Raw genomic sequence first — 13,177 nt, forward strand, 5'->3', positions numbered from 1 at the left:
CCGGCTCGGCTCGGGCGGCGGCGCTCACTGCTCGCGGTGCAGGGCGACGACGCGGGCGGGGAAGCCGGAGCCGCCGCGCGGCTTCGGCCAGGAGGCCACCACCACCGCCCCGGCCTCGGGAACGCGGTCGAGGTTGGCAAGCAGCTCGATCTGCCAGCGGCCCCGGCCCAGCACGTACGACTCCAGGCTGAAGTCGCCGACGGAGGTGGCGATCCCGGGGTCGGTGTCGAGCTGCTCGTGCCCGACGGCGGTGACGCCGACCGTCTCCAGCAGGTGGCGCAGCACCTCGGCGCTCCAGCCAGGGGTGTGGCTGACGCCCGCGGGATCGCGGTTGACCATGGCCTGCTGGTCCGGCCAGCGGCTGCTCCACCCGGTGCGCAGCGCGACGAACGACCCGGCGGGGATGGCGCCGTGGCGGTCCTCCCAGTCGGCGACGTCGTCGAGCGTGGGCGTGGCGTCCGGGTCGGTGGCGACGCGTGCGCTGATGTCGAGGACGACGAGCGGCAGGAACATCTCCTCGACCGGGATGCGGTCGAGGGTGGTCGCGCCCTGGTGGAAGTGGCTCGGAGGGTCGACGTGGGTGCCCCACTGGCCGACGAGCGTGTACCGGTCCACGGTGAACCCGTCGCCGCGGGCCAGGTCGAAGACGGTATCCCGCTGTTCGTCGGGGAGCGCGGGAAAGTGCGGCTGCCCGGGGTGGAACGCGTGGGTGAGGTCGGTGTGGACGGCCCCGGCCGTCAACTGCCGGTAGGCGGACCACAGGCCGGTATCGGTGGCTGTGCTCACGTGACTCATGCATCTCCTCCGTGTGCGCTCGCGGCGACTGACCAATCCTCGACGTCGCGGCGGGCGGCGATGAGGAACTGCCCGACCGCCCCGACGGGAAGAGCGTACCGAACGTGGTCGGGCAACTACTCTCAGCCGGACGGCAGGGGGGAGGCCGGCTCCCGGGGTCGCTGCCGAGCGGCGGGAGTGACCGCTGGGCAGGCTATGGCGGCGGTCGACCGCCGACGGGCGGAGCCCGGCCCGACGCCGTCACCGACTCTGCGCCCTGTGCGAGGCAGGGCGCGCCCCGCGTGGGCGCCCTCAGAGCAGGTGGTCGGCCTTGCCGTCCTTGATGTCCTGGATCAGCGCCCGCAGCGCGTCCCGGCTGTCCGTGATGTAGCGCTCCTCCTCACCGGCCACCGCGATGTAGCCGTTCCCCTCGGCATCCACCCCGAGACGGAAGCAGTTGTTCCCCTCACCGCAGAACGGTTCTTCCCAGGCGATGTTCGCCATGACCACTCCTCTCCTCACAGGTCGCGCAGGATTCCACTGATGCACTGCTGCGACGCCCCGGGCGCCAGGCTCGACTCGTCCATCCAGGTCACATGCGCGCGGTACTTGGCCAGCTGCGCCTCGGCATGCAGAAAGACCGAGCCGTGTGCGGCGTCCAGTTGCACTGTGTCGAGCTGCGGAACAGCGCCCTCCGCGAAGAGGATCGCGCTGCCGGCCCCCGGGAACGCGCCTCGCTCCACCGGGATCACGCGCAACGTGACCGCGGGCCGGTCACCCGCCTCACAGAGCGCGAGGAGCTGCTGCCTCATGATCTCCGTACCTCCGAACCGCATCCGCAACGCCGCTTCGTGCACATAGCCGACGTACGGCGGAGGCTCCGGCCTCTGGAGAACTTGCTGTCGTGCCACCCGATGTGCGACGCGGAGTTCCACTTCGAGCGGTGACAACCGCGGCAACACGGAAGCGAAGATGCTGCGCGCGTAGTCGGCGGTCTGGAGCAGCCCCGGCACGTGCACCGTTTGAATGGTCTGGATGCGCTTCGCTTCCCACTCGAGCTCCGCGAGGTCCTGGAGCCCGGGCGAAAGCCGCCCGCGATACTCGTCCCACCAGCGCGGCCCGGGTTGTTCGGTAAGCGCGATCAACGCTGCGAGGTAGTCGTCGTCCGCAAGGTCGCAGTGAGCGGCCAGAGTCCGCAGCCTGTCGGCACTCAGATTGCGAGCGCCGGTCTCGATGTTGGAGACCTTGGCCCGGTCGACGCCGATGAGTCCGGCGACGTACTCCGCAGTCAGCCCGGCATCCGTGCGCATCTTCCTGACCTCGGCCCCCAACCTGCGCTGTCGCTGGGTGGGCAACGCCCGTGGCGGCATGGGACTCCTCCTCGCTGTTGCAGTCAGTCTGCCGCCCAGCGTCACCGCTCATCACCGGTAAGAGTTAAGTTCCACCTCGACGGTGGCACATGTACCACCATCGTGCCTATCGTCGGTACCGCGACGCTGACCGAGTGAGAGCGAAGTGCATCGCGCGAGCACGCCCGTGTCCTCCTGCCCTGGGAGGGGTGTACCGCGCCAGGGAGACAAGCCACGCCTCGCCGACCGCGCGGACGCATCCTGCCGCACCCCGCGGCCCGACCCTCGACTCATGCGGAGTCCTGCCATGCCCGAAAGCCCCGCGCCCGACGCCGTCCAGCACCCTCCGGGGCGGCTGTCGACCGGCCCACTCCCCACCCGCTTCGTCCGGTGCCCGCCCGGCCGCCCCGACCTGCGTCCACCGCACGCGGTCGACCCTGACTACGCGTTCACGCTGCCCTCCGCACTGGCCACCCCGGAGCTCGTCCGGGAGGCCGTCGAATCCGTGCTCGGCATCCACGACATCAGCGGCCGACCGGCGGACTCCCTCCCGGACATCGCCTACGAACTCGTCTGGCACGCATGTCGTTTCACCCCCGAGGGCGACTCGGTGCACCTCACGCTCCGCCGCCACGCGGGGGCGTTCCACCTGTCCGTCCACGACACCCACGAGCACCACCGGCACCCCCAGCTCCGCTCCCGCTGCAACGCCCGACGGGAGCGCTCGTTTCACAGCTGCGCGAAGCTGGTCGCCGACCACCACGGCACCTGCGGCACCAGCCCCGCCGTCGCACCCGCCCGGGGCAGACTCACCTGGCTAAGCCTCCCGACCGAGCCCGAACCCGAGCCCGAGGTGCGACCGGGTGTCCGATGAGTGGGCCCGTGCAAGGTCTGGCGACCACAAGCCCGGCTGTCACGCGAGTGCAGCGAGGGAGCAGACGCCCGTACGGCACTCCGCCGCAGAACAGGCGACAGACCGCCAACCGGCCCGCCCACCAGCCGAATCGGCCGCGCCGGCACGGCTCGGAGGCCCGAGCTCACTCGCCTTCGCGGGGCGTCGTCGCAGGGTCGGGCCTGTGCGCGGTCGGCCCTGCGATCTCGGTCCTCGTACCCGCTTCGACGGGAGTGCGGCGCCGCTCTCGCAGTTCCTGCCGTTCGCTGTCCGGGATGGTCATCGACTCGGCGAGTTCGGCGGCGAATGCGCCCACGTCCGCGGCGTCGGCGCCGGTGGGGAAAAGCCATCGGAGGTTGTCGTCACGGGTGATCAGGTCGATGGCCGGCTGCCGACCGGCGACCTGGTCGGCAGCGGCCCGGACGTAGCGCACCTGGTCGAGGGGGATCTCCTGACGGATCTCGGCCTGTTCGAGGAAGGCGCTCGACCTGGCGGTGATGACCCGGCGGTCGGTGACGGCGACCAGTGTCCTCACCGCGGACTTGTCCCTCGCCGCCGCCAGTCTTTCCTTCGCGCCGCCGACCACCGCGGAGAGCGGGCCGAGCGCGTCGAGCTGTTCGGGGAAGGCGAGAGCGCGGAGCGTCTCGGTGTCGTCGAGGAACCAACGCAGGATCCGCAGGTACGGGTCCAGAGCCAGCGACTCCGGCGCACAGAGAACAGTCGGCGCCCCGAGCGCGGGGGCCGGCGGGCGGAGAGCGTCGGAGAGCGGTTCGATCGCCTCCAGCAGACGGGCCGAGGTCTCTCGGGCGGCCTTCGCGTTCTTCCGCTTACCGGCCAGCGGCCACCCGTCGGAGCCGGGAAGCTCCGCGGTGATCCGCAGGTGCCGCGTGAGCGCGCGGATGAGGCTGGTCGCCTCGGACAGCATGGTGTCGAACTCCGCGCGGGCGTCGCGGGCCACGACCTCGGCGTACTGCGCTTCGCCGGCGTCGTCGCGCCCTGCGGCTCTCGCCTTGGCGGCACGCAGCGCCTGGTAGCCGGCCCGAGCCTTGAGCAACGACAACAGCGCGTGAGCGTCGAAGGCGATGTCCGTGGCGTTCTTCTCCAGGTATTCACGGTGGCCGCGCTTGTCCGGCTGAGCGAGGTTCGCGAGGTGGTCGCGCACGTTCTCGGGGTACAGCTGGAGCTGCTTCTGCAGCAACGGCTCACTGGCCGCGACTCCCTCCCAGAGGGACATCGGGACGGATTCGATCTCCCGCGCATGGTCGACCGCAGAGTCGATGGTGGCGACGAGGCCCGTCAGTTCCGCCCACTGCTCCTTGCGGACGACGCTCAGGACCTGGTTGGTCACCGTCAGGTTCGTCCGGACGAGGCTCGACACCTCGCTCAGCATCATCTGCAGCGCGACCATCGCGAGCGCCGGTCCGATCGACGCTGCGGCCTGCGCCTTGCTCAGCCCCACGGGATAGAAGCGCGCCTGGTGCAGGGTGCCGCCGGGGCCCACCACCGTCCCCAGGTTGGCGCCGTCCTTGACGACCAGCTTGCCGCCGCCGGCCAGCAGGGCCCGGGTCGGGTCGCCGATCCGGTAGAGCCCGTGTGCGGCGTCGGCCGCGCTCCGGAGGTTGCCAACCACCGTGGCCGTGTGACCGATCGACGCGAGGACCGCCGAGATGCTCCGGCGGTCGGCCTTCGGCACCAACCCGAAGTCGAAGTCGAGCCGGCCGTCGGCAAATTCCGGCGGGACATCACCGGTGAGGAGCGCCACCCCCGGGTGCACCTCGATCAGGGTCAAGGGCTCGGTCTCCGAACCGGGTACCGCTGGCCGGTTCTGCGACTCGGCCACGGCGGCAGACGCGGCAGCTTCGCTGCGCCCGCACTCCCCCGCGGCGGCGCTCTCCCCCGAGTCCGACGAGTCGTGCATGCCCGTTCCTCCCCCGCAGCGCGCGGCAACCCCACCGTGCCAGCGTCGACCGCCGCAGTCTATGGCTCAACTCCGTGCGACCCGGCGCGAATCCGCGAAGCCGATCGCGCCGGGAAGGAGGGTCCGTTGGCACACACGGCCCGGCCCGGTGCCCGGCCGACGGACGCGGCGGGTTGCTGCGCGATCGGCGAACCCGCTGTGCCGCGCCCGCGGCCTCAGCTCCGGGCGTTTCCGCTACTGGCTCGCCACTCAAGGGCCTGTGGCACCTCGTTGAACTCCACCACGTGCTCGCCGGTGTCGCGTGCCAACGCGTCGCGTACCTCGATCGGCGTGACGTGGAAGAACTCCTTCCTGGCGTTCACGCGATTGACGCGGCGCGCGGCAAACTGCTGGTGCAGACGCGTCTCCAGACCGACCGCGTCCTTGCTGAAGATCAGCGCATGGACGTCGAAGCGGAACGGCACCGCGGCACCACTCAGTTCGTGGACGCGGTCCAAGGGTTCGAGGCGCCGTGTCATGCCGATCTTGACGACGCTGTCCCCGAAGGCGCCGACGTTGGAGATGACGTACACATACCCGGCCCGCACGTTGGCTGCCTGCGCCTCGACGTCGTTGAGCGCTGCTTCGAGGTCCGCGAGCTTCGCCTCCATCTCGCTGACCGCTGCGAGGTCACCGCGCTCCCGGAGCCGGTCGAGCGCGGACTGGTAGTGGCCGAGTTCCTTGGTGAGCTTCTCCCGTTGGCGGTCCAACTCCTTCTGCGCTGCGGCCTCCTCCCGCTGACGAGCCCGCTCCTCCCGCTGGGCCTCCTTCTCCTCTTCCTTCTTCTGCAGGAAGTCCGCCGTCAGCTCCAACTCGCGCACCCGCACATCGTGGTAGGCGTCCGAGATGCGGATGTGCATGGTGGCACCGAGCTTGGCGATGGTCTCGCGACTCTTGAAGAGGCGATCCACCAGCGAGGTCAGTCGATGCGGGCGCATCCCGCGTACCGCGGAGTCGGCCTCGGCGTTGTACGCGCGCAGCATGAGTTTGGAGAAGTCGCGCACCATCTTGCGGCCCTCGCGGACGGAGCCGTTGACGGTCCAGTCGGTGGCCGCGAGCACGGCTTGGTCCGTGCGCACCAGATGCTTGATCTGCGCGCTCAGTGAGTCCAGCGCGCTGCGGTAGGCGATCGCATCCTGGAGCGGGTGGCGGTAGGCGTAGACGCCGACCTGCTGCAGCATTGCCGTCTCGTCCGTCGTGACGATCTGCGCCCGCAGCTCCGTCAGGCGTGTCTCCGCCTGGTAGAGCTCGTTCCGGTGCTCCTCTGCGGCCTTCCTGGCCTTCTCGGTCTCTTGTGTCGCGCGGCGGGCCTCGGCTTTGCCCTCCTTGGCCGACTGTCGGGCGGCGGCGACGATCGAGTCCGCTTCCCGGGAAGCCTCGGCGCGCAGTTGATCTGCCTCGTCCCGGGTTCGCTGCAGGAGTCGAGCCACCTCAAGGGCCTCGGCGCCCTGCGTCGCTGTGATCCAGTCGCGGAGTTGCTGCAGCTCGGTGGGGCCGCCCCGGCGGAGCCTGCCCAGCAGCCCGCTGCGGCGCGGCTGCGGCACCCGGGTGGTACCGCCCTCACCGGGCGGTACCGGAGAACCCTGCTCCGTCTGCGCGCGGGTCGCCGCAGCGGCCGCGACCGGGACCCACAGCTGCCAGCCGGGCGGCGGCACGGGCCACGACGGATCGGGCTCCCAGAACGGCGGCGGCACCCAGCCGTCCGGCGGCGCCGGCCAGCCCGGAGGAGGGTTGAGTCGGTATTGCTGCATGGGTCCCCCTTCTCTGGCGCCGCTGCGGGCACCGTCACCACGCGCGCACCTCACCACCACCCCGGTGGCGCGCTGTGGGTCGCAACAGAATGTAGAGCAGCACGCACCGGTCCGAGGGCGTTTTCGATGAGATGGAGAGCCCAACGCATGGGGGGGGGAGCGCCGGGCCGGCGGCCTGCGGAGTGAAGGCTCCACGCGCGACGGGGTCAGGCGATCGCGCGGTCGCCGCGGGGCCGCTTCTCCCGCCCGGCGACCTCGAACAGACCCGCGGCCGGACGACGAGCGCCCGAAAACACTCAGGGCCTGATCCGCTCTGCGGATCAGGCCCTGAGTGTTACTGCACCAGTCGGGGTGGCGGGATTTGAACCCACGACCTCTTCGTCCCGAACGAAGCGCGCTGCCAAGCTGCGCCACACCCCGATGCGATGTGGATTAGCTTAGCGGACCTGGCGCCGTACGCGAAATCCGTTGCGGGGAGGGGCCGGGCGGGGGTTCGCGCGGGCCGTAGCGGCTGGTCGGGGCGGTGGCCCGACCAGCCGACGGCGGCCGGCCGGCGCGCGGGGTCCGGCGGTCAGGCGGGGCGTTCGGTGAGGGTGAGGAGGGTGGCCTCGGGCGGGCAGGCCAGGCGGACCGGGGTGTAGCGGTTGGTGCCGCAGCCCGCCGAGACGTGCAGGTAGGAGCGGTGGCCGTCGGCCTCGTGGTGGGAGAGGCCCTTCACGCGCCGGGTGTCGATGTCGCAGTTGGTGACCAGCGCGCCGTAGAACGGGATGCAGACCTGTCCGCCGTGGGTGTGGCCGGCGAGGATCAGGGGGTACTCGTCCGCGGTGAAGGCGTCGAGAACGCGCAGGTAGGGGGCGTGGACGACGGCGAGCGACAGGTCCGCGTCGTGCTCCGGACCCCCGCTGACCTCGGCGTAGCGGTCGCGCTTGATGTGCGGGTCGTCGAGCCCGGTCAGCGCGATCTCGAAGCCGGCGGTCTTGACCCGGCCGCGGGTGTTGGTGAGGTCCACCCACCCGGCCTCGTCGAAGGCATCCCGGATCAGCCACCAGGGGTTGCGGGGGACGCCGGTGGCCGCCTTGTTGCCGTTGAGGCCGTGGCGGCCGGAGACACGCTCCAGCAAGTACTTTGCGGGGTTCCGCAGTTGGGGCGCGTAGTAGTCGTTGGAGCCGAAGACGTACGCACCGGGGAACTCCATGAGGGGGCCGAGCGAGTCGAGCAGCTCGGGCACGCCGTCGGAGTCGGAGAGGTTGTCCCCCGTGTTGATCACCAGGTCGGGCCGCAGGCCGGCCAGCGACTGCAGCCAGCGCTGCTTCTTGCGCTGCCCGCAGACCATGTGGATGTCGGAGACCTGCAGCACTCGCAGCGGGTGGGCACCGGGCGGCAGTACGGGCACGGTCACGCGCCGGAGCCGGAACGACCGTGCCTCCCAACCCGCCGCGTAGCCGAGGGTTACCGCACCCGCGGCGGCAGCGCCCGCCGCCAATCCGAGGGGGACCGAATAACGCGTTCGCATCCCCCCATCGTCGCAGACCCGCGCCTGAGACAATGACCGCATGACCACGCTGAAGGCCCAGTTGCAGAACGACCTCACCACTGCCATCAAGGCGCGTGACGAGCTGCGCTCGGGCACCCTCCGGATGACTCTCACCGCGATCACCAAGGAGGAGGTCTCGGGTACCACCGCCCGTGAACTCTCCGACGACGAGGTGCAGAAGGTCGTCGCGCGGGAGGCGAAGAAGCGCCGGGAGGCGGCTGAGGCGTTCGAGGCCGGCAACCGGCCCGAGCAGGCCGCGCGGGAGAAGGCGGAGGGCGAGCTGCTCGCCGAGTACCTGCCGAAGCCGCTCACGGACGAGGAGCTGGCGGAGCTGGTCTCCGCCGCCGTCGCCGAGGCCAAGGCGGGCGGCGCCGAGGGGCCGCGCGCGATGGGCGCGGTGATGAAGCTGGTGACGCCCAAGGTCGCCGGCCGCGCCGACGGCAAGCGGGTCTCCGCCGCCGTGAAGAGCGCCCTGGCGGGCTGACACCGCTCCTGTCCGCCGAGCCGGCCGGACGGCCAGACGGCCGGGAGTCGACAGGGACGGACGACGGCCACGGGCCGGGCGGGGTGCGGAGCTCTCTGCCCGGCCCGTGGTGTGTGTCGGGCGTGCCTCCGGTCGGGGTGCGCGTTTCTCCCCCGCGTCAGGGCCGGGGTGCGCCGGGGCGGGCAGCGGCCGCCGGGCGCGGCACAGGGTCCGTGCGGCGTCGAGCCCGCCCAGCCGAGCCCGCACAGCACCGAGCCCCCGGCGGTTGTGCGCCGGGGGCTCGGTGCTGTGCCTGTTCAGTTGCTGATCACCGCTCCGGGGGGGGGAGGGTGCCCGGCAGCTGGTCGGCCGGTCGGGGTCAGTCGCGGTTCCAGTCGTCCCAGTCCCAGTCGTCCCAGTCCCAGTCGCGGTCCCAGTTGCCACCGCCGCCGTTACCGTTGCCGCCGCCGTTACCGCCGCCACCACCGGGGCCGCCACCGCCGGGGTTGTTGCCCCCGCCGTTGCCGGACCGGTTGCCCGGCTCGTCGCTGTCGCCGTCGCTGTCCTCGTCGTCGCCCCCGTCGTCGTCGCCGTTGCCGCGCGGCAGGTCGACGTCGGCGAAGGTGCCGGCGGGGACGCCCTCCAGGGCGCCGTTCATCGCCTGCCGCCAGATCGGGCCGGCGATGCTGCCGCCGCCCGCGCGCTCGACGTAGTTGCCGGCGAGGGTGAAGTTCTCCATGGGGAACGGGTCGATGCCGCCGACCCGGACCGCCGTGGCGATCTCCGGCGTGTAGCCGACGAACCAGACGTTGCGGCGCTCGTCGGAGGTACCGGTCTTGCCGGCGTTCTCACGGCCCTGGAGGCCGACCTGCTGGCCGGTGCCGTCCTCGACGACGCCCACCAGCATGGCGTTGATGGTGTCGGCGGTCCGCTCGGACATGACCCGGTTGCACTCGGTCTCCGGGATGGCGTACTCGTTGCCCTGCGCGTCGCTGACCGCGGTGATCGAGGTCGGCGCGCAGTACTCGCCGCGGTTGGCGAAGGTGGCGTAGGAGTTGGCCATCATCAGCGGGGTGGTCTCCTGACCGCCCAGCGTCACGGAGGGGTAGGCGTTGAGCGGCGTCTCGTCGGCTCCCTTGCGGATGCCGAGCTTCTCCGCCATCTCGACGGTCTCGCAGAGTCCCGACTCCTCCATCAGCATCACGAAGTACGTGTTGATGGACTTGCCCAGCGCCTCGGTCATGTCCCAGGTGCCGGTCATGGACTGCTGCTCGTTCTTGAACTCCCACATGCCCGCACCGGCGGGGCCACCGGAGCAGTCGCGGAAGTTGGCCTGGTCGACCTCCATCTCGAAGCCGCTGGAGTACTCCTGCGCCGGGCTGAGGCCGGCCTCCAGCGCCGCCGCGGCGGTGACCGGCTTGAAGGTGGAGCCCGGCTGGAAGCCGAACGACGCGCCACCCATGATTCCGGAGGTGTTCAGGTTGAGCGTGGTCTGGTGCTGGTCGCCGTCGTTGCCGTACGGGCGGCTCTGCGCCATGGCCAGGATGTGTCCGGTGCCGGGCTCGACCTGCACGACCGCGGCGGTCGCCTGGTCGGAGGGGTGGGCGCCGGTGGCGGCCGCCTCGGCCGCCGCCTCCTGGGCCTGCGGGCGCAGCGTGGTGCGGATGGTGAGGCCGCCGAGCTGCCAACGGGCGTTCCGCTCGGTGCTGTTCTCGCCGAAGACGGGGTTGCTGAGGAACTCGCGCTGCACGTAGTCGCAGAAGAAGCCCGCGTCGTGGACAGCGGTGATGCAGCCCTGACGCGGCTGGCTGACGTTCAGGCCCAGTTCCTTGGCCTTGGCCTCATCCGCCTCCTCCTGGGTGATGTCCTCGGTCTCGACCATCCGCTGGATGACGATGTTCCGCCGCTTCTCCGCCTGTTCCGGCGCATTGATCGGGTCGAAGCGGGTCGGGGACTGCACGAGCCCGGCCAGGACGGCCGCCTCGTGGAGCTCCAGCTCGCTGGCCGACTTGGAGAAGTACCGCTGCGAGGCCGCCTCGACGCCGTACGCCTGCTGCCCGAAGAAGGTGATGTTGAGGTAGTTCTCCAGGATCTGGTCCTTGCCCAGTTCCTGTTCGAGCTGGATCGCGTACTTCAGCTCGCGGATCTTGCGGCCGATCTTCTTCTCGGTGGCGTCGGCGAACGCGTCGGAGTCGTCGCCGGCGGCCTCCACGAAGACGTTCTTCACGTACTGCTGGGTCAGGGTGGACGCGCCCTGTGTGGTGCCGTCCTCCATGTTGCTGTTGAGTGCCCGCGCGACGCCGCGGATGTCGATGGCGCCGTGCTCGTAGAACCGGGCGTCCTCGATCGCGATCAGCGCCGCCTGCATGACGGGGGCGATCTGGTCGAGCGGCACCACGGTGCGGTTGCGGGCGTAGATGTCGGCGATCTTGCCGCCGTCGGCGTCGAGCACGACGGTCTTCTGGCTGAGGGGTGGCCTGGTGAGGTCCGCAGGCAGTTCCTCGAAGCCCTCGACGGTGCCCTTGGCCGCCAGGCCGAGCGTGCCCACCGCGGGAAGTGCGATTCCCGCGAGCACCGCGCCGGCCAGCACGCTGACCCCGACGAACTTGGCTCCCTGCTGCGCCGCCCCGAGGCCGCCGCCCACACGCTTCCTGCTCATGGGGTCAGCGTACGGGGCCATTCACCGGACAGGCGACCACGTGTTCGCCTAGGCTGCACGCGTGTCCCCTACACGGGAACGCGGACGCCGGGCCCCGTCACCTTTAGCGCCCGACCGGTCACCCGACCGGCGGACCGTTGACCGGGGGCAACCTCGAACCGGTGACCGATTCGCACGGTATGAGCCCCCTTCAAGGGTGCCGATCCCCGCCATCGCGGCGCTTGGACCGCCGATCCGTCACTCAGCAGAGTGATAGTGCGATTGCACATAGTCTGATCGGGCCATTTTTCTTTAGGCCGCGTGGGGGTGTTGCCGTCCGTCCCCAGACCGTAACGTCCTGCTTCGGCAAGCTGTGGAACAAGCTCAGGACCGCGACCGTCCCACCCCCGGTCCCCGCGCGTGACCTTCTTTGCCGCCGTTGGGGGAGCCTCGGCAGAGAGAGGACGGCACACGTATGGGCTGGGTCAAGGACTGGAACACGAAGGCTGCGTGCCGCGGCGCCGACCCGGACGACCTGTTCGTCCAGGGCGCCGCGCAGAACCGCGCCAAGGCGGTGTGCGGCGGGTGTCCCGTGCGCGCCGAGTGCCTCGCGGACGCGCTGGACAGCCGCGTCGAGTTCGGTGTCTGGGGCGGAATGACGGAGCGGGAACGCCGGGCGCTGCTGCGCCGCCGGCCGCAGGTCACCTCCTGGCGCCGTCTCCTGGCCACCGCGAAGGCGGCCTACGAGGTGGAGAGCGCGGCGACGGCCGCCCGCCGGGCAGCCCGCGGCGGGCCGGCGGCCCGTCCGGTGGAGCAGGTGGAGCCCGTCGGGCCGGTGGAGCCCGCCCCGGTCATCGGGGCGGCGTAGCGGTACAGCGGTACAGCGGCGGCGGTCCACCGATCGAGGTCGGTGGACCGCCGAGTCCGCGGGGGCACTGCGCTCAGCGTGGCGCGGGGCAGTGCGGCAAGAGGCGCACGCCGCGGTCCGCCGCGGTCGGCGGGCCTGCCGGACGCGACCGCCTCGCCGTGCGGGTACGGCCGTTAGAGTCTGTGCCATGACGAAGTGGGAATACGCAACCGCACCGCTGCTGGTGCACGCCACCAAGCAGATCCTGGACACCTGGGGCGAGGACGGCTGGGAGCTCGTCCAGGTCGTTCCCGGACCCAACCCCGAGCAGCTGGTCGCCTACTTCAAGCGGCCCAAGCAGTGACCGCCCGCACCGAGACCCGGCTGGCCGAACTCGGCCTGGAACTCCCGGAGGTGGCGGCGCCGCTGGCGTCCTACGTCCCGGCGGTGCGGACCGGCGCCTACGTCTACACCGCGGGCCAGCTCCCGCTGGTGGACGGCAAGCTGCCGCTGACGGGCAAGGTCGGCGCCGAGGTGACCGCCGAGCAGGCGAAGGACCTCGCCCGCACCTGCGCGCTCAACGCGCTGGCCGCGGTCAAGTCCGTCGCCGGTGACCTCGACCGCGTCGCGCGCGTCGTGAAGGTCACCGGATTCGTCGCCTCGGCCCCGGAGTTCACTGGCCAGCCCGGCGTCGTCAACGGCGCCAGCGAGTTGCTCGCCGAGGTGCTGGGCGAGCGCGGTGTCCACGCGCGCAGCGCGGTGGGTGTCGCGGTGCTGCCGATCGACGCCCCGGTCGAGGTGGAGATCGTCGTCGAGCTCCAGGCGTCGATCGACCAGAGCTGACCGCAGCACGTAGCGGACCGGGGGCGGCCAGCGGTTCGAAGGAGACGATGCGCCCGGCGTAGCCCGCGCGGCGCAGCATCGCGCCGTACTCGCCCTCGTTGGCGCCGACGTCCAGGACCACGTCCACCC

Annotated in this window: 12 protein-coding genes and 1 tRNA gene; 5 read left to right on the forward strand and 8 right to left on the reverse strand. The window is 71.3% G+C overall.

Translation table 11 applies throughout. The features are described 5' to 3' along the window. Window positions 1-24: 24 nt before the first annotated feature. From HCN56_RS03120 to HCN56_RS03130, 3 genes are all read right to left on the reverse strand, one after another. Window positions 25-795 (reverse strand): cyclase family protein, encoded by a 771-nt coding sequence (locus HCN56_RS03120; protein WP_167967896.1) that lies wholly within the window; start codon window positions 793-795, stop codon window positions 25-27. A gap of 291 nt (window positions 796-1,086) precedes the next feature. Continuing rightward, on the reverse strand, window positions 1,087-1,278 hold the full coding sequence (locus HCN56_RS03125) for a hypothetical protein (RefSeq protein WP_167967897.1): 192 nt from the start codon (window positions 1,276-1,278) through the stop codon (window positions 1,087-1,089). Window positions 1,279-1,292: 14 nt separating this feature from the next. Beyond that, entirely contained in the window at window positions 1,293-2,144 is an 852-nt protein-coding gene (locus HCN56_RS03130; RefSeq protein ID WP_167967898.1) for a helix-turn-helix domain-containing protein, read from the reverse strand. 286 nt (window positions 2,145-2,430) lie between these two features. Between HCN56_RS03130 and HCN56_RS03135 the strand changes: the two genes are divergently transcribed. Then, window positions 2,431-2,997, forward strand: a complete 567-nt coding sequence (locus HCN56_RS03135; protein ID WP_167967899.1) for a histidine kinase — start codon at window positions 2,431-2,433, stop codon at window positions 2,995-2,997. Window positions 2,998-3,160: 163 nt separating this feature from the next. Here HCN56_RS03135 and HCN56_RS03140 read toward each other — a convergent pair whose 3' ends face one another. The 4 genes from HCN56_RS03140 to HCN56_RS03155 form a co-directional block, all read right to left on the reverse strand. Further along, a complete protein-coding gene (locus HCN56_RS03140; protein WP_167967900.1) occupies window positions 3,161-4,933 on the reverse strand; it encodes a hypothetical protein in 1,773 nt (590 codons plus the stop codon). A gap of 215 nt (window positions 4,934-5,148) precedes the next feature. Further along, window positions 5,149-6,723, reverse strand: coding sequence for an SNIPE associated domain-containing protein (locus HCN56_RS03145; protein ID WP_167967901.1), 1,575 nt, complete (start codon window positions 6,721-6,723; stop codon window positions 5,149-5,151). Window positions 6,724-7,069: 346 nt separating this feature from the next. After that, window positions 7,070-7,143: transfer RNA gene (locus tag HCN56_RS03150), tRNA-Pro, on the reverse strand. Between the two features lie 151 nt (window positions 7,144-7,294). After that, window positions 7,295-8,236, reverse strand: a complete 942-nt coding sequence (locus tag HCN56_RS03155) for a metallophosphoesterase (RefSeq protein ID WP_167967902.1) — start codon at window positions 8,234-8,236, stop codon at window positions 7,295-7,297. A 40-nt stretch (window positions 8,237-8,276) separates the two neighbouring features. On the opposite strand from HCN56_RS03155, the gene HCN56_RS03160 reads away from it, so the two are divergent. Beyond that, complete coding sequence (locus tag HCN56_RS03160; RefSeq protein ID WP_167967903.1) at window positions 8,277-8,741, forward strand: GatB/YqeY domain-containing protein; 465 nt, start codon at window positions 8,277-8,279, stop codon at window positions 8,739-8,741. Window positions 8,742-9,099: 358 nt separating this feature from the next. Here the strand turns inward: HCN56_RS03160 and HCN56_RS03165 are convergent, their stop codons facing one another. Then, a complete protein-coding gene (locus HCN56_RS03165) occupies window positions 9,100-11,379 on the reverse strand; it encodes a transglycosylase domain-containing protein (protein ID WP_167967904.1) in 2,280 nt (759 codons plus the stop codon). 454 nt (window positions 11,380-11,833) lie between these two features. Between HCN56_RS03165 and HCN56_RS03170 the strand changes: the two genes are divergently transcribed. From HCN56_RS03170 to HCN56_RS03180, 3 genes are all read left to right on the forward strand, one after another. Beyond that, complete coding sequence (locus HCN56_RS03170) at window positions 11,834-12,226, forward strand: WhiB family transcriptional regulator (RefSeq protein WP_167967905.1); 393 nt, start codon at window positions 11,834-11,836, stop codon at window positions 12,224-12,226. A gap of 187 nt (window positions 12,227-12,413) precedes the next feature. Further along, window positions 12,414-12,569: a Sp36 family protein gene (sp36, locus tag HCN56_RS03175; protein WP_167967906.1), complete on the forward strand. Its 156-nt coding sequence runs from the start codon at window positions 12,414-12,416 to the stop codon at window positions 12,567-12,569. Further along, window positions 12,566-13,048, forward strand: coding sequence for a RidA family protein (locus HCN56_RS03180; RefSeq protein WP_167967907.1), 483 nt, complete (start codon window positions 12,566-12,568; stop codon window positions 13,046-13,048). Before sp36 ends, HCN56_RS03180 begins: the two co-directional genes overlap by 4 nt. Window positions 13,049-13,177 lie beyond the last annotated feature (129 nt).

Origin of the sequence: Streptomyces lonarensis (genome assembly GCF_012033735.1) — a bacterium.
Taxonomy (GTDB): domain Bacteria; phylum Actinomycetota; class Actinomycetes; order Streptomycetales; family Streptomycetaceae; genus Streptomyces; species Streptomyces lonarensis.